This is a genomic window from Sinorhizobium fredii USDA 205 (assembly GCF_001461695.1).
Lineage (GTDB): Bacteria > Pseudomonadota > Alphaproteobacteria > Rhizobiales > Rhizobiaceae > Sinorhizobium > Sinorhizobium fredii.
This window is the reverse complement of record NZ_AUTC01000115.1, coordinates 74,808-98,364: the sequence shown is the minus strand read 5'-3', so window position 1 is coordinate 98,364 and position 23,557 is coordinate 74,808. Positions and strand designations below refer to the sequence as shown.

Annotated in this window: 19 protein-coding genes and 3 pseudogenes; 14 read left to right on the top strand and 8 right to left on the bottom strand. The window is 63.3% G+C overall.

The annotated features are described in order from the left end of the window. Positions 1 to 20: 20 nt before the first annotated feature. From N181_RS35345 to N181_RS12135, 3 genes and pseudogenes are all read left to right on the top strand, one after another. Positions 21 to 163 (top strand): annotated as a pseudogene (locus N181_RS35345) (LacI family DNA-binding transcriptional regulator); the annotation flags it as partial. Next, positions 159 to 794: pseudogene (locus N181_RS12140) on the top strand (sugar phosphate isomerase/epimerase); the annotation flags it as partial. The pseudogenes N181_RS35345 and N181_RS12140, both read left to right, overlap by 5 nt. Positions 795 to 861: 67 nt before the next feature. Continuing rightward, the gene (locus tag N181_RS12135) at positions 862 to 1,971 is read left to right on the top strand and encodes an S-(hydroxymethyl)glutathione dehydrogenase/class III alcohol dehydrogenase (RefSeq protein WP_037432412.1); all 1,110 of its coding nucleotides are present in this window, start codon (positions 862 to 864) and stop codon (positions 1,969 to 1,971) included. 409 nt (positions 1,972 to 2,380) lie between these two features. Here N181_RS12135 and N181_RS12130 read toward each other — a convergent pair whose 3' ends face one another. After that, the gene (locus tag N181_RS12130; protein ID WP_037432414.1) at positions 2,381 to 3,778 is read right to left on the bottom strand and encodes an aminotransferase-like domain-containing protein; all 1,398 of its coding nucleotides are present in this window, start codon (positions 3,776 to 3,778) and stop codon (positions 2,381 to 2,383) included. 110 nt (positions 3,779 to 3,888) lie between these two features. On the opposite strand from N181_RS12130, the gene N181_RS12125 reads away from it, so the two are divergent. Together N181_RS12125 and N181_RS12120 are read left to right on the top strand one after the other, a co-directional pair. Then, a complete protein-coding gene (locus N181_RS12125; RefSeq protein ID WP_037432416.1) occupies positions 3,889 to 4,752 on the top strand; it encodes a DMT family transporter in 864 nt (287 codons plus the stop codon). A gap of 175 nt (positions 4,753 to 4,927) precedes the next feature. Further along, positions 4,928 to 5,428, top strand: coding sequence for a hypothetical protein (locus N181_RS12120; RefSeq protein ID WP_037432418.1), 501 nt, complete (start codon positions 4,928 to 4,930; stop codon positions 5,426 to 5,428). Between the two features lie 33 nt (positions 5,429 to 5,461). On the opposite strand, the gene N181_RS12115 is transcribed toward N181_RS12120, so the two are convergent. Then, positions 5,462 to 6,628 carry an RHE_PE00001 family protein gene (locus tag N181_RS12115; protein ID WP_037432420.1) on the bottom strand — a complete coding sequence of 389 codons (1,167 nt, stop codon included), beginning with the start codon at positions 6,626 to 6,628 and terminating at the stop codon, positions 5,462 to 5,464. A 638-nt stretch (positions 6,629 to 7,266) separates the two neighbouring features. On the opposite strand from N181_RS12115, the gene N181_RS12110 reads away from it, so the two are divergent. After that, positions 7,267 to 8,103: a hypothetical protein gene (locus N181_RS12110; protein WP_037432422.1), complete on the top strand. Its 837-nt coding sequence runs from the start codon at positions 7,267 to 7,269 to the stop codon at positions 8,101 to 8,103. Positions 8,104 to 8,197: 94 nt separating this feature from the next. Beyond that, positions 8,198 to 8,550 (top strand): annotated as a pseudogene (locus N181_RS12105) (VOC family protein). Positions 8,551 to 8,954: 404 nt separating this feature from the next. Here the strand turns inward: N181_RS12105 and repC are convergent. From repC to repA, 3 genes are all read right to left on the bottom strand, one after another. Further along, positions 8,955 to 10,268: a plasmid replication protein RepC gene (gene repC, locus N181_RS12100; RefSeq protein WP_037432424.1), complete on the bottom strand. Its 1,314-nt coding sequence runs from the start codon at positions 10,266 to 10,268 to the stop codon at positions 8,955 to 8,957. Between the two features lie 156 nt (positions 10,269 to 10,424). Further along, positions 10,425 to 11,429, bottom strand: coding sequence for a plasmid partitioning protein RepB (repB, locus tag N181_RS12095; protein WP_037432426.1), 1,005 nt, complete (start codon positions 11,427 to 11,429; stop codon positions 10,425 to 10,427). A gap of 3 nt (positions 11,430 to 11,432) precedes the next feature. Then, the gene (gene repA, locus N181_RS12090) at positions 11,433 to 12,626 is read right to left on the bottom strand and encodes a plasmid partitioning protein RepA (RefSeq protein WP_037432433.1); all 1,194 of its coding nucleotides are present in this window, start codon (positions 12,624 to 12,626) and stop codon (positions 11,433 to 11,435) included. Between the two features lie 522 nt (positions 12,627 to 13,148). On the opposite strand from repA, the gene hutC reads away from it, so the two are divergent. The 4 genes from hutC to N181_RS12070 all read left to right on the top strand — a co-directional run bounded on the left by hutC (position 13,149) and on the right by N181_RS12070 (position 18,086). Then, positions 13,149 to 13,856 carry a histidine utilization transcriptional repressor HutC gene (hutC, locus tag N181_RS12085; RefSeq protein ID WP_037395778.1) on the top strand — a complete coding sequence of 236 codons (708 nt, stop codon included), beginning with the start codon at positions 13,149 to 13,151 and terminating at the stop codon, positions 13,854 to 13,856. Between the two features lie 121 nt (positions 13,857 to 13,977). After that, positions 13,978 to 15,594 carry a GMC oxidoreductase gene (locus N181_RS12080; RefSeq protein WP_037432428.1) on the top strand — a complete coding sequence of 539 codons (1,617 nt, stop codon included), beginning with the start codon at positions 13,978 to 13,980 and terminating at the stop codon, positions 15,592 to 15,594. A 109-nt stretch (positions 15,595 to 15,703) separates the two neighbouring features. Beyond that, complete coding sequence (locus N181_RS12075) at positions 15,704 to 17,665, top strand: elongation factor G (protein ID WP_037395782.1); 1,962 nt, start codon at positions 15,704 to 15,706, stop codon at positions 17,663 to 17,665. After that, positions 17,640 to 18,086, top strand: coding sequence for a type II toxin-antitoxin system VapC family toxin (locus N181_RS12070; protein ID WP_370036560.1), 447 nt, complete (start codon positions 17,640 to 17,642; stop codon positions 18,084 to 18,086). Before N181_RS12075 ends, N181_RS12070 begins: the two co-directional genes overlap by 26 nt. A gap of 83 nt (positions 18,087 to 18,169) precedes the next feature. On the opposite strand, the gene N181_RS12065 is transcribed toward N181_RS12070, so the two are convergent. Next, positions 18,170 to 18,643: a VOC family protein gene (locus N181_RS12065; protein WP_037395840.1), complete on the bottom strand. Its 474-nt coding sequence runs from the start codon at positions 18,641 to 18,643 to the stop codon at positions 18,170 to 18,172. A 213-nt stretch (positions 18,644 to 18,856) separates the two neighbouring features. Continuing rightward, positions 18,857 to 19,756 (bottom strand): LysR family transcriptional regulator ArgP, encoded by a 900-nt coding sequence (locus tag N181_RS12060; protein ID WP_037395786.1) that lies wholly within the window; start codon positions 19,754 to 19,756, stop codon positions 18,857 to 18,859. 99 nt (positions 19,757 to 19,855) lie between these two features. Between N181_RS12060 and N181_RS12055 the strand changes: the two genes are divergently transcribed. The 3 genes from N181_RS12055 to N181_RS12045 are packed head-to-tail and all read left to right on the top strand — an operon-like array spanning position 19,856 to position 22,058. Further along, positions 19,856 to 20,464 (top strand): LysE/ArgO family amino acid transporter, encoded by a 609-nt coding sequence (locus N181_RS12055; RefSeq protein ID WP_037395788.1) that lies wholly within the window; start codon positions 19,856 to 19,858, stop codon positions 20,462 to 20,464. Positions 20,465 to 20,521: 57 nt separating this feature from the next. Then, on the top strand, positions 20,522 to 21,157 hold the full coding sequence (locus N181_RS12050; RefSeq protein ID WP_037395790.1) for a LysE family translocator: 636 nt from the start codon (positions 20,522 to 20,524) through the stop codon (positions 21,155 to 21,157). Between the two features lie 10 nt (positions 21,158 to 21,167). Next, a complete protein-coding gene (locus tag N181_RS12045) occupies positions 21,168 to 22,058 on the top strand; it encodes a dihydrodipicolinate synthase family protein (protein ID WP_037395793.1) in 891 nt (296 codons plus the stop codon). Here the strand turns inward: N181_RS12045 and N181_RS12040 are convergent, their stop codons facing one another. Then, positions 22,059 to 23,396, bottom strand: a complete 1,338-nt coding sequence (locus N181_RS12040; protein ID WP_037395794.1) for a mechanosensitive ion channel family protein — start codon at positions 23,394 to 23,396, stop codon at positions 22,059 to 22,061. Between the last annotated feature and the right edge of the window lie 161 nt (positions 23,397 to 23,557).

Here is a 23,557-nt window from a genome sequence, read left to right as displayed (position 1 = left end):
CCATTCGAGGGTGCGATAAATTGAACAAGCCGAACTATCGGAACATCGCCCGCCTTGCCGGCGTGGGAACGGCCACGGTCGAGCGGGCCTGAACGGCCGAGGGGGTGTCCGCCCCGCGCTTGTCGAAAAGGTCATAATCGCCGCGCGTACCCTGGAGTCCCCGCTCAGTCGAGGATTTGCGCCTGCCGCTGGAACTCGCCGCCGAATTTCCGGTCAGCCACATCAACCTGCAACCGGATATCCGCCTGCGCCGAGTCGAAGACTGCCTGCCGCTGCTCGACGGCTGGATGCGACTTGCGAAAGATGCCGGCATCCCCGTGTTCATCGAAACGCATCGCGACCGGATGACTACCGACCTTTTCTTCACGCTGGATCTGCTCGAACAGCGTCCCGACCTGCCGCTGTTGGCCGATCTGTCGCATTTCCTTGTCGGCCGCGAATTCGCCTTTCCGGTGGAGGAGGAAAACCAGACGATGATCCGACGCATATTGCGCGATGCGTGGGCCTTTCACGGCAGGGTCGCCTCGCGCGAGCAGGTGCAGATCGAAATCTCCTATCCGCACCACCGCCCTTGGGTCGATCTATTCCTCGAGTGGTGGGCGTACGGCTTTCGGAACTGGCGATCACGCTCCGCCGATGACGCCGAGCTGATCTTCACCTGCGAGCTGGGGCCCAAGCCCTATGCGATCACCGGGAGAGACGGCAACGACTCGACCGACAGGTGGGCGGAGGCCCTGCTGCTTCGGCAGATGGTGCGTGATCTATGGGCCGCGACGGCCCGAACAGCTCCTTGAGCGGTCGCGATCAGACGTTTCTGGAACACCTGCTGAGCCCCCAATTCAACGAACAATGAGGACAATGATGAAATCACGTGCAGCCGTCGCGTTCGAGCCGGGCAAGCCGCTCGAGATCGTCGAAATCGATGTCGCCCCGCCGCAGAAGGGCGAGGTGCTTGTCAAAATCTCCCATACCGGCGTCTGTCACACCGATGCCTTCACCTTGTCCGGTGCCGATCCGGAAGGCATCTTTCCCGTGGTGCTTGGGCATGAGGGGGCGGGCGTCGTCGTCGAGGTTGGCGACGGTGTTACCAGCGTGAGCCCCGGCGACCATGTCATTCCGCTTTATACCGCCGAATGCCGGGAATGCCTGTTCTGCAAGTCCGGCAAGACCAATCTGTGTGTCGCCGTGCGCACCACCCAGGGAAAGGGCTTGATGCCGGATGGCACGACGCGCTTCTCCTACAAGGGGCAACCGATCTACCACTACATGGGGTGCTCGACCTTCAGTGAATACACCGTCGTCGCGGAGGTCTCGCTGGCGAAGATCAATCCCGAAGCCAATCACGAGCATGTCTGCCTTCTCGGCTGCGGTGTGACCACCGGCATTGGCGCGGTTCGCAATACGGCGAAGGTCCAACGCGGGGATTCGGTCGCGGTATTCGGCCTGGGTGGTATCGGTCTTGCGGTGATTCAGGGCGCGCGACAGGCAAAGGCAGGCCGCATCATCGCCATCGACACCAATCCGTCGAAGTTCGAGCTTGCCCGATCCTTTGGTGCTACCGACTGTATCAATCCCAAAGAGCATGACAAGCCGATCCAGCAGGTCGTCATCGAGATGACGGGCTGGGGTGTCGACCATTCCTTCGAGTGCATCGGAAACGTCAACGTGATGCGAGCAGCACTTGAATGCGCGCATCGCGGCTGGGGGCAATCCGTCGTGATCGGCGTGGCCGGTGCCGGCCAGGAAATCTCCACCCGGCCGTTTCAACTCGTCACCGGCCGGACCTGGAAGGGCACGGCTTTCGGCGGCGTCAAGGGTCGCAGCCAGCTACCGGGCATGGTTGAGGACGCGATGAACGGCGATATCGAGCTGGAACCATTCATTACGCACACCATGCGCATCGAGGAGATCAACCACGCCTTCGATTTGATGCAGGAAGGCAAGTCGATACGATCCGTGATCCATTACTGATCGGCGGCGTTTCCACGGTGGATCTTTCAGGGCGTGGTCGACAATCCGGCAAGAACCGCATCCAATCTCCTCACAATGCGGTTCGAAGAAGAGAGGTGGCTCCCGACCACCTCTCTTTTCGCATTGTGTGGCAAGTGGTGCGCCTAACGATTTTCCGGAGGAATCGAAGTGTCGGCTCCTGCCGTGGGGCCACCTCAGAAAAGGAGTTGGTCGGGCGACCGCTTTCCCTCATTGCGGACGCTCGGCTGGCAGACGCGACCGCTTGGACCACAAGCTGTCGTCGCTCGCAGCCCTCGTACGCCGCCAAAGGCAGGCGGAACTTCAACCCCCTCCTACTCGCACGGCAAAGCCGCCAGGAAGACCCCGGTCCAAGCCATCGCTTCGTAGCCGGCGCGCCCTTGCTTTACGGCTACCTCATCAATCCCGCGAGCTCCCGGAACAGCCGCTCGTCCTCGCACTGTGCCACGTTGAAGCGCAGGAAATTGCCTGCCGTCTGGGCCCGGCTGAAGACGTTGCCGGGGGCGAGCACGATGTTGCTGGCAAGCGCCCTCCTGGCGAGTTCCGCAGCATCGATGCCGTCCGGCAGGCGGCACCAGACGAACATGCCCGCCTGCGGCTCGATCCACGGCTCGATACCGATCTGACGGAGCCTGGCGACGGTCTCGGCCATCGCCCGCGACAATCGCTGCCGCACCGTCTCCATATGCTTGCGATAGCTGCCGTCCTTCAACAGCGTCAGCACCAGTTCGGCGGAAAATCCGGCAGCGCCGAAACTTGTGGCGATCTTGAGGTCGGTCAGCGGCTCGATCCAGCCGCGCGGCGCGACGATGAAGCCGCAGCGCACCGCCGCCGACAGTGATTTCGAGAAGCTGCCGATATGCACGACCCGTTCGAGCCCGTCGAAGGCGGCGAGCCGCGGCGCCGGCGCCTCCTCGAAATCGGCGAAGATGTCGTCCTCGATGATCGTCAGCCCCGACTGGTCGGCGAGCTTCAAGAGACGGTGGGCGACGAGCGGCGAAAGCGTCGCGCCGGTCGGATTGTGGAGGGCGGAATTGGTGATGTAGAGCCGTGGCCGGTGCTCCTCGAGCGCTGCCGCGAAGCGTTCGATGTCGGGCCCGACCGGCGTGTAAGGGATGCCGACGATTTTCGCCTGATGCGCCCGCAAGAGCGCGTGAAAATTGAAGTAGCATGGATCGTCGACGAGCACCGCTTCGCCCGGCTCGACGAGAAAGCGGCAGAGCAGGTCGATCGCCTGGGTGCCGGATTCGGTCAGCATGATTTGCTCCGGCGAAGCCTCGATGCCGTGCTGCACCAGCCGGCGGGCGAGCAGCTCGCGAAGCGCCAGCAGCCCGAGCGGCGGGCCGTAGTCGACGAGCGTCGAGGCACTCGCCCGCGCGACCGTCCGCAAGGCGCGCCGCAACCCCTCTTCCGGCATCCACGCGGCCGGCATCCAGCCGCAGCCGGGCTTCAGAACATTGCCATCCGCTTCGAGCGCCTGCCGCGAGATCCACAAGGGATCGACCTCGCGCTCGACGCGGGGACCGATTTCGGCGAGCGACAAGGGCGCGAGCGGCGCGGCGACGAAGAAGCCGGAACCCGGCCGCGAGCGGATCAGCCCCTCCGCCGCAAGCCGCTCATAGGCCTCCACCACGGTCGACTTCGAAACCTTGAGGTTCGTCGCGGAGGCGCGGATCGACGGCAGCCGCGCGCCGGGCGTCAGAGTGCGCCCGGAAATCCGGTTCCGGACCGTCGCCATCACCTTGGCGATCAGCGTCTCGCCGTCGGCGTCGATTGACTGAGTTCTCATCCGTACCGGTCCATCCACCACAACAGTTTGGAGAAACTGTACTCCACCGTATCTGGAAGCGCCAGCCTTCCCGGCAGATACAGAGCCGATACGGGAAAAGGAAGCAAGGCATGGACAGGATCGCGAGCGGCTGGATGAACGGAATGGCGGGCGTGTTGATTTTCAGCGGCTCCCTGCCGGCGACGCGGATCGCGGTGATGGATTTCGATCCGGTCTTCCTGACTGTTGCCCGCGCCACGATCGCAGGAATGCTGGCCTTCTGCCTGCTCGCCGCCTTTCGCGAAAAGCGGCCGGCGCGCGGCGATCTGCTGCCGCTCGCCATCGTTTCGCTGGGGGTGGTGGTCGGCTTCCCGCTCTTGACGGCGCTGGCGCTGAGGCACGTCACCTCCGCCCATTCGATCGTCTTCGTCGGGCTGCTGCCGCTGGCAACGGCGATCTTCGGCGTGCTGCGCGGTGGCGAGCGGCCGCGGCCGGCCTTCTGGCTTTTCTCCGGACTTGGCAGCGCCATCGTCGTCGGCTTCGCTCTGCGTCAGGGGTTTTCCGCCTCCCCGGTCGGCGACCTCCTGATGCTTGCCGCCATTCTCGCCTGCGGTCTCGGCTACGCCGAGGGTGCGAAGCTGTCCCGCAAGCTCGGCGGCTGGCAGGTGATCTCCTGGGCCCTCGTGCTGTCGCTTCCCGTCATGCTGGGACTGGCGCTTGCCACCATGCCCGCGAGCTTCGAGGACCTGCGCCCCGCCTCCTGGTTGGGTCTCGGATATGTCTCCGTCTTCAGCATGCTGGTCGGCTTCATCTTCTGGTATCGCGGCCTGGCTCAGGGCGGCATCGTCGCCGTCGGCCAGTTGCAGTTGCTGCAGCCCTTCTTCGGGCTCGCCTTGGCCGCGACCTTGCTCGATGAACCGGTGAGCTGGGCGATGCTCGGCGCCACGCTTGCGATCGTCGCCTGCGTTGCCGGCGCGAAGAAATTCGCAAAATAGTCACGCACCCGCCGCGGATGGTTGCGGATGCGCCGTCCGACCATCACCCTGAGGATGTGTCCTGCCAGGCGGTGCTCGATGATAGTATCCTCGCCGGGGAACTTCCGGCCGGACGGCGCGTTGCACCGGATGGGAAACGCGTCCAGCCTCGGACGATTGGGGGAGACACTCATCGATGATCAGGCATCTATTCGTCGCGGCCATGCTGTCCCTCCCCGCGGGCACGGTTCAGGCCGATGAATCGGCCTTTCTCGGATCACTGGAGGGGCAATGGGCCGGGGGCGGCATGGTGAGGGTTCGTGTCGACAGGACGCCGATCAACGTCTCCTGCAACTTCGATTCGCAGGCGACCGATGCCGCCCTGTCGATGCGCGGCACATGCCGGGGCCTTATCGTCGTATCGCGCTCGATCGGCGCGGACCTTCAGTTTACAGGTGTCAACTATAGCGGCACCTATGTCGGGCCGAGCGGCCGCAAGTCGACGCTGACCGGCAAGCGGCGCGGCAGCGCCATCAATCTCACCATCCACTGGGCGAGGGAGGTGAACGGCGATCGCCGCGCCAACCTGACCCTGCAGAAGGTCGGCGAGAACGGCATGAAGCTTGTGACCGTCGATGTCGATCCGCGGTCCGGCAACCGCGTCGTGACCAGCGAGATCAATCTGCAGCGGAAGTAGTTGGCGATGGCAGCCCGCGCGCAAGCATGCGCGTCAGATCACCCCCCAGCCGCGATAACGTCCCCTGCCGGTGACTTCGCGCACGCCCAGTTCGCGCACCAAATTGAGGGCGCCGCGCGGGGTAACGCCGAGATGCCGGGCGATCATCGCCGTCGAGACGATCGGTCGCGAAAGGACAAGATCGATCAACCCCGGAAGATTGCTGTTGGAGCGGCGGTCCTTGATCCGCATCTCCATCTGCGTCCTTGCGAGCGACAGCCGGTCGAGCTCCTTCAGGCCGAGATCGGCGGTCACCGCCATCGCCTCGAGAAAGGCATTGAGGCGCGCCGACCGGTCCTTCGAGCGCCGTCGCTCGTGACGGATGGTCTTCAGCCCCGTATTGAAGGCGAGGACATGCGAGGCGACCTTGCCGCGAGAACGCAGATAGGCGCCGACAAGAAGCGAGCCGAGCCAATGCTGGCGGCGCAGCGGTTCGATCCTTTCCCAGGCATCGAAGAGGACCGCCGCTCCGAGGCAGGCGGGCAATTGATCGGCGGCGGCCAGAACGCCGCGCCAGGCATCGAGCCGCGCCCCCTCGTCCCAATCCTCGTCGAAGAGCAGGCCGAGCTGGCCGGTAGGCTCCGCCCCCGTCCTCTCCGGCGCCATCCTCTCCGGAGACAGCGGCGACTCGGTTTCAGCGAGGCTGCCGGCGTGAAAATCCAGTAGCCGCTGCGATCGTGCCATGGCCGCATCGAGTTCGGCAAATTCGTTTGCGAGCGGATTGTCATCGCCATCATCTGCAGCTCCGCCCCCTTCCTCGCGGTTCGGCTGGGCATCCGGCGCTTCCGAACGGTCGTCCTTGGCGGGGATGGCGCCCTGCTCTCCCCTCAGCGCGTTCAGCCCGGGCAGGTTCAGCGCCCAGCCGGGTTCGGCGAGTTCCAGGCGGCGCCGCGCCCGCAACACGGCATGGGCGATCGTCAATTCGTGAGAAGGCGCTCGCGCATCCATGTGCGAATCGTGTAAAACGATGTCCTCGACATGGACGAGTTCGCCCGCCACCCAAAGGGCGGCCGCCGCGTCGAAGAACTGCCCGCGCTCGCGAAACCCCTCGGCAACCACATGGCGGGCGGCGCGTTCATCGAGCCGGGCGAGCCCGTCCTCCGCGGCGATCAGGCCCGGAAGCAGCGCTGGATGAAGCGGATCGGGTGTTTCGTATCTCATTATAAAGATGAAGCCTTTCGCTGAAACGGAAGCTAACACGCAATTTCCTTCCGTCACAGGGTGACGCGTTATTGCCCACTGAAATTTTGCCGAAACCGCAACTCGCTCTCGAGCACCAGTGCCTCGGCGGCGCCCGCCGTCCTTTTGAGGCGGCATCGCCGGCGATCGAGTTGACAGCTGTCAACAGCACGGTCCAGGCTCACATCCCCGGATCTCCTTTCCGGGGCGAGATAAGGCGCTCCAGAACTAAGCGCTCTTCCATTCCGCGTTGCCCTGCCTGCCGCCGTTGACAGCTGTCAACTTCGAGTCCCTACTGCATATTTCCTTAAATCGTCCTCGATTTAAGGACAAAGACATGCGGCAATTCAAAGTGCTACAGCGACCTTTGCGCGCCTGATAAGCGCGCGGCGCTGTAAGGCGCCGTTAGGCCCCTCCCCACGACACGTGTGGAATCGCGTCCATCCGAAATCAGCCTGGAGTGCCGCATCTTGCCAGGTGTCGGCAATTCCTGCTTTAAGTCACCCGGGGTTGGATCGATTGTCTGCAAGATCTTCGCCGCATCATCGGTTCCGGCGGTCCGAACGCCAGTTTCGGGAAGGCGCTTTCGGCAGGCACGGATACGAAGGAAGCGACAGTCCATGGCAAGCGTTCTGGCGGCAAGCGGCGGCGTCAAGCAGGTGATCTGCATCAGCTGGGGCACCAAATACGGCGTCCCCTTCATCAATCGGCTCTATGCCATGGTGGCGCGCAACATCACGCCGCCCTTCACCTTCACCTGCTTCACCGACAGCCGCGACAACCTCCGCCCCGAAATTCTCTGCGAGGACCTGCCGCCGCTCGATGTCGAGATGCCGACCAACACCAAGGGCATCTGGCCGAAGGCGCGTCTCTGGGGGCCGAAGCTCGGCAATCTCAAAGGCCCCGTGCTGTTCCTCGACCTGGATGTGGTCATCGTCGGATCGCTCGACAGTTTCTTTGAAATCGGCGGGCCGGATGACGTCGTGCTCGCGGTCAACCAAACGACGCCCTTCGAGCGGCTCGGACAGACATCGGTGTTCCGCTTTCCGGTCGGCAAACTCGTGGCGTTGCAGGAGAGGTTCCGTGCCGATCCGCAAGGTGTGGCAGACGAATACCGCTTCGAACAGCGCTTCGTGACGCGCAATGCGCCGGGCGGGGCAAAATTCTTCCCCAGGCACCATGTCCTGCATTTCCGGCAGGACTGCCGCTGGCCGTTTCCGCTCAATTATTATCTGGCCCCGCGCCTGCCGGCCGATGCCCGGATCGTTCTCTTTCCGCGCGGACTTCTGCCGCAGCACGCGATCGACGGTCAGTTCGGCTACAAGGGCCGCGCCGCCACACCGCTCGGCCACGTCCGGGGTCTGTTTTCGCCAGAGCGCAGAGAGAAGAACCCGTTTCGCTACCTGCGCCACTATATTCGCCCGACCCACTGGGTCGCCGAGCACTGGCGCGAGTGATTGCCGGTCTGGGCGCGGTTGACAGCTGTCAACAAGCTTGGAGCCTGGGCTCCGCCCGCATGTCTCATCGGTGGCCATAGCGACAAGGAACGACGTGCCGCTCAACAGCTTGGTTATCTACGCCCGGGATATCGAAGCGATGGCTCCCTTCTACGAGCAACATTTCGGGTTCAGAGCGACCACATTGCCCGGCGACTGGATCCTGGAGCTATTCGCCCCGGACGGCGGTGCCGCCATCATGCTTCATCCGGCTTCGAAAGGGCAGCGCGGTGGCCAGTCGGTCATCAAGCTTGTCTTCGACGTGGAGGCTTTCTGCCGGCGCTCTGAGGAGAATGGCCTTGATTCGGCCCCATAGACCGAGCCGACGTCCTTCACTTCGCACAAGCGAAAGACCCCTGCCAAAATTCCACATCGGTCTCCAGCCGCGCTGTCCGCAAAACCGATTGAAGAGCGGCGACAAGTTACGGGGTGCCCGGCGGCGAGGGGCTGAATATTCCAATCCGAGGTAGCGGAAACGATCGGCCAGTTAGCTTCCGCAAGGAAGGCGGGATAGCTTTTTCGTCAATGAGTTACGATGGCGGCAAATTCGTTAAGAACAGGTGTCAAAGCCGAAATAAGACGACGCAGTCTTAAGCCGAGTGTTCGCGATTCGCGACGGCAAAGCAATGTGATCAGAGCGCGCGCGTACCTCATTTTTCAGCGCCTCGCCCAGCAAAGACCGTCCCGCACTACAGCGCCGTGCGTGTTTTCAGACGCACCAAGGATGCTGTAGCACTTTGAATCGCTGCATGTTTTATCCTTAAATCGGCCCGACTTAAGGAAACATGCAATAGCCGGCTCTCTTCCTACGGCTAACCTGCCATCGATGTGGTCGCTTTTCTGGGTTGGGAAAGGGCGCCGATCATCGGCGCAAGCGAGAACGTCTGCTGCCTGGCCCGTCGGGTAAGGTCTCGCAGATATCCACCTGGTGAATTGATCCGATCGGCTCTTTCGAGGATGCAGGCCATGACCGTTGCGGCGTTCTCGTAGCCAAGAACCGAGCAGGCATCCGCATAGGCATCGGCGCTCACATCCAGCATGGTGCGTACGACGATTGCCGCGGTCATCAGGTCTTTCCAGTTGTCGACGCGGCCGGACGGTCCATAGTCAGCAATCTGGGGGCAGGCCTGAAGCACTGCCGGCAAGGGGATCTGGCGGCGAGGCATTCCGTTGGGCGCGGCGGGGGGAAGGGAGCTGCCCAGAGACCGGGGAGGCTCCTTGTGCCGCACTTGGTCACCACCGGGGTCGGTGGTTAGAGCGGTCTTTTCCACTGAGCACCAATCGTCTTCCAGGCAGACCCCCTCGCCCTTTCCCAAGCCCGGTTCAGATTCAGGATTGGAGTCTGGATCTGTATTCTGTTTGTGCCGCCCATTCTGGTGATCATTGGTGGCCGTTTTTTGCGATTTCAGCAGTATTTCCAATCGATTGGTGAGTTTGTCGCGGAGGTTTCCGAGTTTTTCGAGCAGTGCTTCGAAGAATCTGGCGGGCGCCTTGCGCGGCAGGCCGGCCATGAGCTGCTCGAACTCAAACTCGAAGGCTTGGCAATCAGCATCCGGACTGCTCTCCCGGCTGAGGTCGAGCAGCTTGGTAATGTCGCGTCGGCAGAGGCTCAGACGCTCGCGGATGAGACGGAGATGCTGCTTTTCGGCGGCAAGTTTCGCGGCGGCGGCCCTGAACTCTTCCGTCCTTGCAAGCAGGGGGCTTAGGTCGAAACCGAAGGCTTCGCCGATGGCGCCGTTGCGGCTTTTACGAGCATAGCGCTTGCCGTTCGGGCTGTCGCGGCGGACGATCAGGCCGGCGTCGACGAGGCAGGCGAGATGCCGGCGGAGCGTCGTGCCGGCCATGCCGTGGGTGCGAAGCGAAAGCTGCGCATTCGAGGGAAACACGACGAGGCCGCTTTCGCTCGAGAGTTCGGCGCCGGGATAGAAGCTCAGCAGAGCATTGAGTACGGCAAGCGAGCGATCGGAGACGCCGATCTCCGACTTCGCTTCACAAACCGTGCGAAACAATTTCCATTTGTCGACCGACTGCTTCGGCGGAATATCGCCGGCAGTGATCTGCCTTGCGAGCATGCCAAGCGTCATCGCCCGGCGCCCGAAAGGCGTCGTCACATTCCCACGTTCCATTTTTCTTCACCTTTTCCAAGGCAAAAGAAAACCGTTCGCCGAAACGACGTCAAAAATGCTTGACACTGATTCGCGGAAATGGGAATCTCAAGTTGCTACACGAGAGAAGGGTTTCCGCAGCGCTAGTCGTTCGGAAGCCTTTTTCTTTTGCTCTGCCTAGTCTCCTGTTTCCTGTTGGTATTCGAGGTAGAGCGCCTCGAGCCTCTGCCTCACGAATTCTGCGAAGCCCGGTGCTGCCGTCTTGTTGAAGGCAAGCGTCGTCTCCGTGTCGTTGTCGCGGATGCGTACCGGCCGCGTCCGGTCAGGCGCCAGCCAGGCCTCTGCCCTAGCCCGCCCCCTGGCTTCGGCCAGGAAGATGAAGAGTTTTTCGAAGCGCCGGTCGCTGTCCATTTCCGTGAACGGGCCTTGCCGGATGTAGGTGAGTGCCTTGGTGCGACGTCCGTCGTTCTCAAGCCGGTCGGCCAGTTCCATCCAGCGCCGACGGCCGAAGGATGGCGCGGCACCGATCGCCTCGATGACTTCGACGGGCAGGCGGCGCACGACGCTGATCATCTTCGACAGCGCCGCCTTGTCGACACCGAGCGCCGACATGATGGTTTCACGCGAAAAGCCGCGGTCCTCGAGCCGAGCCGCGAAGAGCGCGCGCTCGACATAGGACAGGTCAGTGCGGGCGTTATTCTCCTGTCCCTGGGAAATGACGAGCTGCTCGTCGCTCAGTTCACGGACGACGGCCCTGACCTTGCCGCCGATCTCGCGCAGCGCCGCAAGCCGCCGGTGGCCGTAGGCCACCTGATAGCGGTGCTCGACGCCTGGGTGCGGTCGCACGAGGATCGGCACCTGTTGTCCGTGGTCGCGGATCTGTTGGACCAGGGCGGCCTGCGCTTCGGGCGTGACGCCGAGCCGGTCGATGATGAACGAGGCGTCGATCAGCGACGGATCGAGCTCGACGATTGCCTGGCCTTGCGCCAGCTGACGCTCCAGCTCTTCGGCTCGCTCGACCTTCTGGGTGATGTTGGACAGCGATCTGGTGATGCCGCCAACCAATGCATTGGTTCGATGCCCTGGCGAAACGCCGGCGATCGGCCGCTCGACGGCAGGCCGTTCTCCGTCAAGCGGAGCGGCCGGGCTGTCCGAGATGCCGATCAGGTTCTTGCGGGCCATCGGTTACTTCCTTCCCCAGACGCTGCGGATCATCTCTTCGATCTCCGCATTGACGAGCGACAGAGAATCCATCGCCCGGTCATAGGTGCCGCGGATGAATTGCGAGCGCTCGACTTCGTAAAGCGTCTGCTTGGTGACGCCGGCATCCGAAATGGCGGTCGATTTCACCATTGCATTGTGCAGCATGCGGTTGCCGAAGATCGCCCGCATGAAGCCGGTCATCTGGCTCTGCGGGCCGTCATTCGGTTCGAAGCGCGTCACGAGATAACGCATCCAGTCATAGCTGGTGCGGCCGCCCGCCTTCTCGACGACAGCCATGAGTTCGCTGGTCATCGACAGGAACTGCGACATCGACATGACGTCGAGCATCTGTGGGTGCACGGTAATCAGCACCGAGGTTGCGGCGCAGAGCGCCGACATCGTCAGGAAGCCGAGCTGCGGCGGGCAATCGATGACGACGATGTCATAGAAGCTCTCGATCTCCGTCAGCACCTCGCCGATCCGCGCGAAGAACAGGGTCTCCGCCGAACCACCGATCATCGCCTTCGGCGTCTCGTGCTCGAACTCCATCAATTCGAGATTGCCGGGGATCAAATTGAGATTGGTCGTATAGGTCGAACGCACCACGTCGGCGATCGGGCGAGGGGCGTCATAGCGAATGGCGCCGTAGAGGGTCTCGGCCTCGCCGACGTCGAGCTCCGGCTGATGGCCGAAAAGCGCCGAAAGCGACGCCTGCGGATCGAGGTCGATCGCCAGCACGCGATAGCCGCGCAGCGCCAGATATTGCGACAAGTGGGCAGAGGTCGTCGTCTTGCCTGAACCGCCCTTGAAGTTCATCACCGAAATGACCTGCAGCTTTTCGCCCGGCCGGCGGTGCGGGATGTATTTGCCCGTCTTGGCCCCGTCGTCGAGGACGCGGCGGATTCGCTCGATGTCCTCGACCGCATACATGCGCCGGCCGTTTGACAGCGGCTGCGGACCGTGGCCTTCTGAGGCGATCTGGCGCAGGTAGCCTTCACCTATTCCGATGAAGGCGGCTGCCTCCGCCGGGCTGAAGAGCCGCATGGTCTTCTGTGCCGTCGGGGAGAAGATTTTCTTTTGATGTTCCTGCAGCTGATGGGCAAGTTCCTGAGCGTCGGCAGAAAGCAGGGAGGGCAAATGCTCCTGCTCATCGACGCTCTGGACCCTTGGCTGCAACATCATGATCTCCGAAAACTGCGCAAAAATCGCCAATAGCAGCGAATCTGCGCAGTTACACTATGCGCCGATTCGTTGCCGATTGACAAACGCCTGGCAAAAAGGGCCACTTGCTCAAGGGCGCGACATGGTTTCATGAGGGACACTGCTCAAGTTGTCCGCGGACAACTGGGCATAGATGCGTTGAGATACGTGGCGGTACGCCTCGGTCCGTCTCCCGTGCGAGCCGGCTGCGCAACCCCCGCGGCACCTGCATCTCTTTCATTAGACGGCTAACAAGGCCGGCTGACCTGATGCGCGCAGGCGAGCAGCAAGCCATCCCGTGGGGAAAGGCGCTACAGCGCTTTGATCTACCACATATTCCGATCGTTAAATCGGCTACGATTTGCGGAAACATACAGGACGCCGAGGTGCGAGGGCTGTCGCCGGCGCCGGAAATCGCTAAGGTGCGCGGCTGGTATCAGCGAGGGCCCGGCCATTTCCAACGATCAACATAACGAAGACAGAGGGCGCCCCGAGCAGTTGTCGCTGCACCAGCGTATCCTGAACGACGTCGAGGGGAACATTCTCTCGGGCCTTTGGCCGCCGGGGCACCGGATTCCGTACGAGCACGAACTGACGGAGCAATATGGCTGCTCCCGGATGACTGTGAACAAGGCGATCGGCGACCTCGTCAAGCGCGGCCTGATCGAGCGCCGACGCAAATCCGGCAGTTACGTCACCTTTCCGCACGTCCAGTCGGCCGTCATGGAGATCCATGATGTCAAGCTCGAGGTCGAGTCGCTCGGTCTCGATTATGCCTATAGCCTCGACGAACGCGTGCTGCGCAAGGCCACGACCGGCGATTCGGCGCGAATCGACCTGCCGGGCTCGGGTCGCCTGCTCGAAATTACCTGCCGGCACTTCGCCGGCGGACGGCCCTTCTGTTTCGAAGAGCGGCTGATCAACCTCGGTGCGGTGCCGGAGGCCGAAACGGAAGCCTTCGATTCGGTCGCGCCCGGCTCATGGCTGCTCGGCCAGATCCCCTGGAGCACCGCCGAGCATCGCATCCGGGCCGTGGCGGCAGTCCGCCCGGCGGCACAGGCGCTCGATATAGTGCTCGGGGCGCCCTGCCTGGTGATCGAGCGGCGGACCTGGAGCGGCGGCGTCCCCGTCACCAGCGTCAGGCTCACCTATCCCGGCGATCGGCACGAACTCGTCGCCGAATTCGCACCCGGGGCAAACGGCTAGTCCGCAGGCTTCGTCATCTCCGATCGCATCCGTCAAATGATGAAGGCGCTTCGCGCCGCTTGCGTGTATATTATGCTTGGCTAATTTGTGCGGCGCGTGTGCATTCCGGGGAGGGCGAGGCATGATTGCAGGCGGCGCAGCCGTGGATCTGCCGGTCGCGGATGTCTGCATCGTCGGCGCCGGGCCGGTGGGCCTCGCTCTCGCCTCGTCCTTGGAGGAGCGGGGATTGAGCGTTCTCATTGTCGAGGCGGGCGCCCTCGACGGTCCGTCAAACGTCAGCGACAACTTTGGCCCAATCGACTACACGAACGCCCACCATGCGACCGCCGGCATGACCAGTCATGGGCTGGGCGGTACGTCGGCGCTATGGGGCGGCCGATGCGTGGAATTCGACGATCTCGATTTTGCCGAACGGGCGCATGTGCCGCATTCCGGCTGGCCGATCAGCCATGCCGACGTGCGGGACCACTATGCCGCCGCCTTTGCGTTTTTGAATTGCGGCGCCGCTCCGGCCGATGGAAAAGATGTCCATGGCGGCGACGCGGTGACCTCGACGGTGGAGCGATGGAGCGCCAGGCCTGCGCTCGGCCCGCTGCACAAGGCGCATCTGCGGGCTTCGAAGCGGATAACGCTGCTCAGCGAAGCCACCGTTTTTGCGATCGAGCTGGAGCCGGAGGGTCTCGTGGTCGAAAGTCTCATGGTCCAGCGACAGGGCCGCGCGCTCCCCATACGGGCAAAGACCTATGTGCTTGCCGGCGGCGGACTGGAGAATGCACGGTTGCTGCTCGCCACTCAACGTCACTGGCCCGCCAAATTCGGTGGACCGCAAGGCGCGCTCGGCCGCTTCTATCAGGGACACATCACCGGCCATATTTCCGTCATCGAATTCGCCGACAAACGAGTCGAAAAAGCCCTGTCTTTTCAGAAGGATAAGGAAGGTCGTCATTTCCGGCGCCGGCTGCAGGTCAGCGCCGGCAGGCAGCACGACAACCATTTGCTCAATGCCGCCTTCTGGCTGGACGCCCTCTCGATCGCCGATGCCGCGCATGGTTCGGGCGCCTTGTCCGCTCTCTACCTGCCGCTGGCGATCTCCGGCCTCTACGGAATGCTCTCGGAGGGGCGGGCACCGAAGACGGCGAGGGGGCGCCAACAGGGCTATCGCGAGCATCTTCTCAATCTCAGAAGCGATCCGGCGCTCTTCCGGGATCTTGCCGCCTCGGCGAGCAATCTCATCGGCAGCCGGCTCGCCGGGCGGCGCACGCTACCCAGTCCGAAGGGCCGCTACCTGCTGCGCTATCATGCCGAGCAAAGACCGATCCCGGAAAGCCGGGTCGTCCTCGACGACAGTCCGTCGAATGCCTATCTGCCGGCGCTCAAGGTGAACTATCTCGTCGATGACGAAGACGTCGACTCCGTCGTCCGCTCTCACCAGCTTCTGGACCATTGGCTGGGCGAAAGCGGCACCGGCAAGCTCGCATATTTGCACGAAGGGCCGGAATGCCGCCAAGCCGTTCGCCGACAGGCCTTCGACGGCTATCACCAGATCGGCCTAGCACGCATGTCGAAAGACCCGCGCGACGGCGTCGTCAACGCCGATTGCCGCCTGCACGACGTCGCCAATCTCTATGTCGCCGGCAGCGCGGTCTTCCCCACCGGCGGTCAGGCCAATCCGACGCTGCCGGCCGTCGCTCTGGCGCTCAGGCTTGGCGCGCATCTGGCGCAAACGCGGCGCGCGTGATTTGCGCCGTCGCCTCGCCCAAGAAAAAACAGCAATCTCTGGCACTTTGCCTCCGAGAGGGGCATCCTATCTTCATAGAAGTGTCATCCTGGCAGAGGGAGGAACGCGGATGCGCTGCTTTACTGTACTCGGTCCTTCGCAGATCGGAAAATCCACGCTCGTGGAAAGGTTGAGCTCGCTGGAAGGCGAGCCGAAAAAGTCAGTATCCCCTTACGGTCTATCCATCACTGAATTCGATTTTGGCGGCGAGGCCTGGTGTGCGCTCGACGTGCCGGGCAACAACGAGGCGCTTGCCCATGCGCAGGACGCGCTGCTGGCGAGCGACGCCTGCGTTCTCTGCGTTTCGCCGGTCCTCGAAGAGGCGGTGCTCGCCGCGCCCTATCTCAGGGCGATCGAAGCCGCCGGTACGCCCTGCATCCTCTTCGTCAACCGCATGGACGAGCCGCGCGGCCGGCTCAGGGACGTGGTCGCGGCGCTGCAGGACTATTGCAGCCGCCCGCTCGTCCTGCGTCAAATTCCGATTCGCGACGGCGACAAGATCATCGGCAGTTGCGACCTCATTTCGGAACGCGCCTGGCGCTATCGCGAAGGCCAGACATCGTCGCTTTTCGAAATACCCGAGAGCGCGATCGAGCGCGAACACGAGGCCCGCGCCGAACTTCTGGAGCATCTTTCGGAGTTCGACGACTGGCTCCTGGAGGAATTGATCGAGGATCGCGAGCCGGCGAGCGACACGATTTACGCGATCTCCACCCGCGTCCTCAACGAGAACAAGATCATCCCGGTGCTTCTCGGCGCGGCAAGCCACAGCAACGGCATCATGCGACTGATGAAGGCGCTGCGTCATGAGGCGCCGCGCGCCGATGCGCTGCGCAAGCGCCTGGCCTCTTCCGCCGGCATCGACGAGGCGACACTGACGGCCGTCAGCTTCCATGCCTATCACCGGCAGAGTGTCGGCAAGACGGTTGTCGCCCGCGCCCTGCAAAACGGCGTGAAGCAGGGGGCGGTGCTCGGCGGCTCCGGTCTCGGTGCGCTCCAGGACCCGGCAAGCGGCCGGGCGATGGCGAGCGGCATCACCGTGGCGGGCCAGCTTTTCGCGGCGGTCAAATCGGATCACCTGAGCATTCCTGCGCTGCTGACGCCCCATGCGACGGTCGCGCCGCCGGACTGGACGGCACCCCCGACCCCGATTCTCGAACGGATCCTGGTGCCGGAAAGCGAGCGCGACGAGAACAAGCTTTCCGAAACGCTGGGCAAGCTCGCCGAAACCGATCGCGGCATGACGGTCATGCAGGAGGAGGGGACCGGCGCGCAGCTGGTCAGCGTCCAAGGGCCGGTGCATCTGCGCGACATCTGCAGGACGCTTTCCGATGTCTTCCACGTGGGGGTGAGCGAGCGGCCGCCGAGCCCGGTCTATCGCGAGACCATCTCGAAATCGGCGGAGGTCCACTACCGTCACCGCAAGCAGACCGGTGGAGCCGGCCAGTTCGCGGACGTCAAGCTGAGCGTCCATCCGAATGGCCGCGGCGAAGGTTTCTCCTTTGCCGAAACGGTCAAGGGCGGGGCGGTGCCGCGGAATTTCATCCCGGCAGTCGAGGCGGGCGCCCGCGAGGCGATGGACAAGGGTCCGCTCGGCTTCAAGGCGATCGACGTCGGCGTGCTGTTGACTGACGGCCAGCACCATTCCGTCGACAGTTCGGAATATGCCTTCAGGACGGCCGGCAAGCTTGGGGTGCGGCAGGCGCTGTCGCAGGCTGCCGCCGTCTTGCTGCAGCCGATCTTCCGGGTGGAGATCCATGTGCCGTCGATTTATTCGGGTGCGCTCGTGCCTGTCGTCTCGACCCTCAAGGGCCAGGTCCTGGGCTTCGATCGCGACGAGGCGGCGAAGGGATGGGACATCTTCCGCGCGCTCATCCCCGGCAGCGCCTTCGAGGAGTTGGCCCGTTCGCTGAGATCGGCGACGCAGGGCATAGGCTACTTTTCGAAGAGCTTCGATCATTTCGAAGAGCTCTACGGCAAGGAGGCGCAGGCGATCATCCATGCGCATGGCACGCAGGCGAGCGAGCACTGAGAGAGGGGAGGGAGATGCGGGGCGCATAGCCTCGGCTGGCCCATCGAGACTTTGCTGGCGGGGTCATCGACGCCTACAGTGCCGCGCCGCGCTCGAGGCAGCGAGCCTTGACGGACCGCTGTTGATCAACGACACGGTCTATGCGGAGCTCGCCGTGCGGTATGACCGCATCGAGCAACTTGACGCGTTCCTGAGCGAGGCGGGACCGGAGCTCGCCCCGACGCCGCGGGCGGCGCTCTTCCTCGCCGGCAAGGTCTTTACTCAATATCGCCGCTCAGGTGGATCCAGGACCGGCGTCTTGCCGGATTTCTTCATCGGAGCCCACGCTGCAGTCGGCCAACTCCCTTTGCTTACCCGGGATACCGGCCGTTACCGGACCTATTTCCCATCGCTCACGCTGATCGCGCCGAATGCCAAATAGAAGCCGGCGCATCCGCCCGGACCCGGCGTGATTGGAGTGGGCGAGCGGACAGGCTCCGGCGCTATCTTTGCCGGGCGATGAGCTCAACCGCGCCGCGCCGCCTCGATCGCGGCGACGTCGATTTTCTTCATGGTCATCATCGCCTCAAATGCGCGCTTTGCTTCGGCTCCGCCAGCCGCCATCGCCTCCGTCAGGACGCGCGGCGTGATTTGCCAGGAAATTCCCCACTTGTCCTTGCACCAGCCGCAGGCGCTCTCCTGGCCGCCGTTGCCGACGATGGCATTCCAGTAGCGGTCGGTCTCCTCCTGATCGTCGGTGGCGATCTGGAACGAGAAGGCTTCGTTGTGCTTGAACGCGGGTCCCCCGTTCAGGCCGAGACAGGGAACGCCGGCAACGGTGAAGTCGACCGTCAACACGTCGCCCTCCTTGCCGGATGGGTAGTCGCTGGGAGCCCTGTGCACGGCACTCACCCTGCTGTCAGGAAAGACCTCGCAGTAGAACCGAGCGGCAGCCTCGGCGTCCTTGTCGTACCAGAGGCAAATCGTATTCTTCGCCATTGCATGTTCCTTTCGCATTCAAGCCATCCGGCCTCGTTTTCCCTTCCGCTATCCTGCGAAATAGGTTGCCAACCGTTTTTCTCCACCCCCGAAATGTCCGCCGCGCCGGGGCGGTCGCGAAGGGCGCCGACCTGCAGGCCGCTGCCAGCGTTGGGGGTAAGCAATCGCTCGACCTTTTTGCGTAAGCTTTCTCATCGCCTCCGGCCGCACTGTTCAACGCAGCAGTTGCTCCGCCGCCACCGTCGTCACCGCGCGCGTGAGCTCGGCGAGCCGGTCGGCGGCGAGGCGGTTCACTTGCCAATAGAGGGAAATGTCCAAGGGCGTATCGGGGATCAGCTCGACCAGCCGACCGGATTCCAGATGCTCGCGCGCCAGCTGGGTCGGATTCATGCACCATCCCATGCCTGAAAGGCTGGCATCGAGAAAGCCTTGCGTCGAAGGCAGCCAATGGGTCGGACAAGGGAGGTCCTTTCCAAGCGTCTGCCGCATCCACCGGCTTTGCAGTCTGTCCTTCTGGTTGAAGGTCAGGGCCGGGGCGTTGGCGATCGCCTCCGGGGTGACGCCGTTTGCAAAATGCCGGGCAACGAAATCGGGGCTTGCCGTCGCGTGGTAGCGAAGCGCGCCGAGCGACACGCGCCGGCAGCCCTGGATCGGCTTTTCCAGGCTGGTGACGGCCGCAATCACCCGGCCGCGCTGCAGCCACTCGGCGGTATGGTCCTCGTCGTCGATTGCGATATTCATTAGGTATTCCGAGCGCTTGGCGAAGCGCGATATGGCCGCCACGAACCATGTCCCGAGGCTGTCGGCGTTCGTCGCAACGTTGAGCGTCACCGTTTGCCGGGGTTCACCCGGCTCGATGAGGGCAGGCAGATGCTCGAACAGCTCGCTTTCGAGCATGCCGACAGTCTCCATGTGCCGGCAGAGCCATGCGCCCTTCTCCGTCGCGGTGCAGGGACTGCCCCTGGCGATGAGCACGGTGCCGAGGCGTTCCTCGAGCTGCTTCACCCGTTGCGAGACGGCCGAAGGCGTGACGTTCAGGATGCCCGCGGCCTTTTCGAAACTGCCTGTCTGAACGACCGCCGAGACGGCGCGGAGGGCGGAATAGTCGAGCATGGATTAGTTTCACTTAATCAGGATCAGCAACATTAACTAGCCTAAATCATCCCGCCGCGATAGCGGAAATGCTCACCTCATTATGGGAGCGCCAGGCCAATGGGTTTTTCGACATATGTGACGGGTCTCATGATGGGGCTCAGCCTGATCGTCGCGATCGGCGCTCAGAATGCATTCGTCCTGCGCCAGGGCCTGCGCAACGAGCACGTCTTCGCCGTCTGCCTGGCATGCGGTTTGTCCGATACCTTGCTGATTGTGCTGGGCGTCACCAGTTTCCAGCAAATCGCCGCGCTGCTGCCCTGGCTCGATCCGGTCATGCGCTATGGCGGGGCGGCCTTCCTGATCTGGTATGGGGCAAAGAACCTCTATTCCGCCTTGCGGTCGTCCGGAGCGCTGGCGGCCGCAGAGGCGAGATCGTCGAGCTTCCGGCAGACGCTTGCCACATGCCTGGCGCTGACCTGGCTCAACCCGCACGTCTATCTGGACACGGTGGTGCTGCTCGGGACGATCTCGACGCGATTTCCCGGACAGGAGGTTTCGTTCACCACCGGTGCGGTGACGGCCTCTTTCCTGTTCTTCTTTGCGCTCGGCTACGGCGCGACATGGCTGCGGCCGGTCTTCCTCAAACCGTCGGCCTGGCGCGTGCTGGAAACCCTTATTGCCTTTACGATGTGGATGATCGCCTCCAAACTGTTGCGCGGGACGTGATTCCGACTTCGTATCGTTGCGCAAGAACCGACGCTCACTTCACAAGGATCTCAAAGATTGTTCGCCGAATTTCACCATCTTCTGCTTGTCTATACCGCCTACGTGATCGCTGCCGGCAGCCCTGGCCCCAGCAACATGCGGATCATGGGCGTTGCGATGAACAATGGAAGACGAGCCGCCCTTGTGCTTGCCGCCGGCGTCGTCAGCGGCTCGATCTTCTGGGGCATGATGGCCGCGACCGGCATCTCCGCCATCCTCAGTCGATATGCCGAAGCGCTGATCGTTCTCAAGATCTTCGGTGGCCTCTATCTCCTTTATCTCGCCTTCAGGGCCGGCCGGGCCGCTCTCGTTTCCGACGCTGAGGCGGCGCGCACGACCTCGGGCGATGAGGCGCTCTCCGGCGCGGCTCTCTACCGGCGCGGACTGCTGATGCATCTCACCAATCCGAAATCCGTGCTCGCGTGGATCGCCCTGGTAACCCTCGGACTCGGGCCGGGGTCGTCGTGGCATACGCTCGCGGCGATGCTGGCAGGCTGCGCGGTGCTGAGCGTGACCATTTTCTGCGGCTACGCGATCATTTTCTCGACCGCGCCGATGGTGCGCCTCTATCGCCGGGCGCGGCGCTGGATCGAGGGCCTTCTGGCCGTGTTTTTCGGCGTGGCCGGCCTGCGGCTGCTGCTGTCGCGCGCATGAGGAGACGATCGTGACGCTCTTTACCGGACTTTCGGCCTTTCCCATCACCCCGACCGATGCTTCCGGGCATGTCGACACGGCGGCGCTCACGCGTTTGCTGGAGCGCATCCAACTGGCCGGTGCCGATTCCATCGGGCTGCTCGGCAGCACGGGCGGTTACGCCTTCCTTTCGCGGGAGGAAAGGCACCGTGCTATCGAAGCGGCAGTGGCCTGCGTTGGCGGCAGAACACCGGTGATCGTCGGCGTTGGGGCGCTTCGAACCGACGACGCGCAAGCACTGGCGCGTGATGCCAAGGCGGCCGGCGCCGACGGGCTGCTGCTTGCGCCCATGTCCTACACGCCGCTGCTCGACGAGGAGGTATACCAACATTTCGCGGCGGTCGCCGATGCGGGGGACCTGCCGCTCTGCATCTACAACAATCCCGGCACCACCAAATTCACCTTCAGCGATGCGCTGATCGGGCGGCTTTCGAAGCTGGCGAACATCGCGGCGGTGAAAATGCCATTGCCGCCGGATGGCGATTTCAAGGGCGAGATGGCCCGGCTTCGCACCGAGACTCCGCCGCGTTTCTCGATCGGCTACAGCGGCGATTGGGGAGCGGCGGCTGCGCTGCTTGCCGGCTGTGAAGCCTGGTACAGCGTGATTGCCGGCCTCCTGCCCGCGGAAGCCCTGGCGCTGACACGCGCCGCCCAGGCCGGAAACCGCTCCGAGGTCGAACGGCTCGACCGGGCATTTCAGCCATTGTGGAGCCTGTTCAAACAGTTCGGCAGCTTCCGGGTGATGTATGCGATCGCCGAAGCGCTCGGCCTTTGCCAGGCCGAGCCGCCGCGCCCGATCCTGCCTTTGCCCGATGCGGAAATATCGAGAGTGAGAAGCGCGCTCGGTCACGTCTTGATCTGATCACGTCTGGCGCCGGCCGTCTGACAGAACGCGCGGCGCTGTCGTCGGCTCTTCTGCACCGGTAACCTCGACCGGGGTCTTCATGATGATTTCGCGCGGGTCGGGCATCGAGATGCCGGCCGCCTCGAACGCGTCCCAAAGGGCCATGAACACCTGGCCGCGGATGTTCGTCAGCCCGTTGCTCGGATCGGAAATCCAGAACCGGAGCTTGAAACCGAGCGACGATCCGCCGAAACCGGTCAGCCAGCAGACCGGTTCGGCATAGGCGCTGGCGACCCGCGGAATGCTCTTGGCGGTTTCGATCGCCAGGCGCGCTACTTTGTGCGGATCGCTGGTGGGGGAAACCTCGAAGCCCACGTCGATGCGGACATAGTCGCTGGAAAACGACCAGTTCACCACCTGCTTGGAAATGAAGTCCTCGTTGGGGATCAGATATTCCTTGCCGTCCCTGGTGATGACGGAGACGAAGCGGGAGCGGAGATCCCGGACCGAGCCGAAGGTTTCCCCGAGCGTTATCGTGTCTCCCGGCTTGATCGACTTGTCGAGCAGAATGATGATCCCGGAAATGAAGTTCGACACCACCTTCTGCAGGCCGAAGCCGATGCCGACGCCGACGGCGCCGGAAAAGACCGTGAGCGCCGTGAGGTCGATGCCGGTGGCCGACAGCGCAATGGTGCCGGCGAGCATGATGAGCCCGATCTTGATCAGCTTGCTGATCAAGACTTTCAGCGACGGAGTCAGGTCGGCGGATTTCTGGACCCAGTTCGACGTCATGTTGCCGAAGAGGACGGCAAGCCAGATCATCGCCGCGGACAGCAGGATCGCCTTCAGCACGAGCAGCATCGAAAGGCGGACGGCGCCGAGATTGACGGCGAGGCTGTCGAGCGCAGTCAGCACCGGGCGGTCCAGGCCGAGCGCGTAAAGCGCGAAATAGAGCCAGCCGATAACGGCGACGACGCGCGCCAGCATCTGGTTGCGGATGATGCGGGTCAGCACTGCGATGATGAACCATGCGGCGACGAGGGTCAGCGCGGTTGCCACCAGCCAGCGATAGGACGGCCACCCATAACGCGACAGGACGACATCGGCGATCCATAACCAGACGATCAGGAACAGCCACTTGAGCCGCCGCATGAAGGCGATGATGACGCGCAGCAGATCCGGATTTCCCTTGATCATCCGGGCGCGGGCCTCGAGCGTCGGTTCGAGGCGTTTTGCAAGCAGGCCGCAAACGAAGTAGCCGACGACGATCAGCGCAGACTGGTAGAGCGTCCATTCGTTGAGCAGGAACGCCTGGAGCCACGTAGCGGCAGCGTTGAGGGCCTCGACCAAATCCATCGTCTTTCTCTTCGCGATTTGGCTGCTGCCTGTTCCCAGGAAATGGGTCGATCCGGGACCGGGAAAAGCAACGGACGCCGTGCGCCTGAAAAGGCGCTCGGTGCAGTCATATAACCAACCGGGCAGGGGTTTTGTTCAATTCGGCGACCGATGCGGCGGCG

Excerpts from the sequence above, each read along its gene's own strand:
- N181_RS12135 (WP_037432412.1), top strand. The coding sequence starts at position 862 with ATGAAATCACGTGCAGCCGTCGCGTTCGAGCCGGGCAAGCCGCTCGAG.
- N181_RS12130 (WP_037432414.1), bottom strand. The coding sequence starts at position 3,778 with ATGAGAACTCAGTCAATCGACGCCGACGGCGAGACGCTGATCGCCAAG.
- N181_RS12125 (WP_037432416.1), top strand. The coding sequence starts at position 3,889 with ATGGACAGGATCGCGAGCGGCTGGATGAACGGAATGGCGGGCGTGTTG.
- N181_RS12120 (WP_037432418.1), top strand. The coding sequence starts at position 4,928 with ATGATCAGGCATCTATTCGTCGCGGCCATGCTGTCCCTCCCCGCGGGC.
- N181_RS12115 (WP_037432420.1), bottom strand. The coding sequence starts at position 6,628 with ATGAGATACGAAACACCCGATCCGCTTCATCCAGCGCTGCTTCCGGGC.
- N181_RS12110 (WP_037432422.1), top strand. The coding sequence starts at position 7,267 with ATGGCAAGCGTTCTGGCGGCAAGCGGCGGCGTCAAGCAGGTGATCTGC.
- repC (WP_037432424.1), bottom strand. The coding sequence starts at position 10,268 with ATGGAACGTGGGAATGTGACGACGCCTTTCGGGCGCCGGGCGATGACG.
- repB (WP_037432426.1), bottom strand. The coding sequence starts at position 11,429 with ATGGCCCGCAAGAACCTGATCGGCATCTCGGACAGCCCGGCCGCTCCG.
- N181_RS12080 (WP_037432428.1), top strand. The coding sequence starts at position 13,978 with ATGATTGCAGGCGGCGCAGCCGTGGATCTGCCGGTCGCGGATGTCTGC.
- N181_RS12075 (WP_037395782.1), top strand. The coding sequence starts at position 15,704 with ATGCGCTGCTTTACTGTACTCGGTCCTTCGCAGATCGGAAAATCCACG.
- N181_RS12070 (WP_370036560.1), top strand. The coding sequence starts at position 17,640 with ATGGCACGCAGGCGAGCGAGCACTGAGAGAGGGGAGGGAGATGCGGGG.
- N181_RS12065 (WP_037395840.1), bottom strand. The coding sequence starts at position 18,643 with ATGGCGAAGAATACGATTTGCCTCTGGTACGACAAGGACGCCGAGGCT.
- N181_RS12060 (WP_037395786.1), bottom strand. The coding sequence starts at position 19,756 with ATGCTCGACTATTCCGCCCTCCGCGCCGTCTCGGCGGTCGTTCAGACA.
- N181_RS12055 (WP_037395788.1), top strand. The coding sequence starts at position 19,856 with ATGGGTTTTTCGACATATGTGACGGGTCTCATGATGGGGCTCAGCCTG.
- N181_RS12040 (WP_037395794.1), bottom strand. The coding sequence starts at position 23,396 with ATGGATTTGGTCGAGGCCCTCAACGCTGCCGCTACGTGGCTCCAGGCG.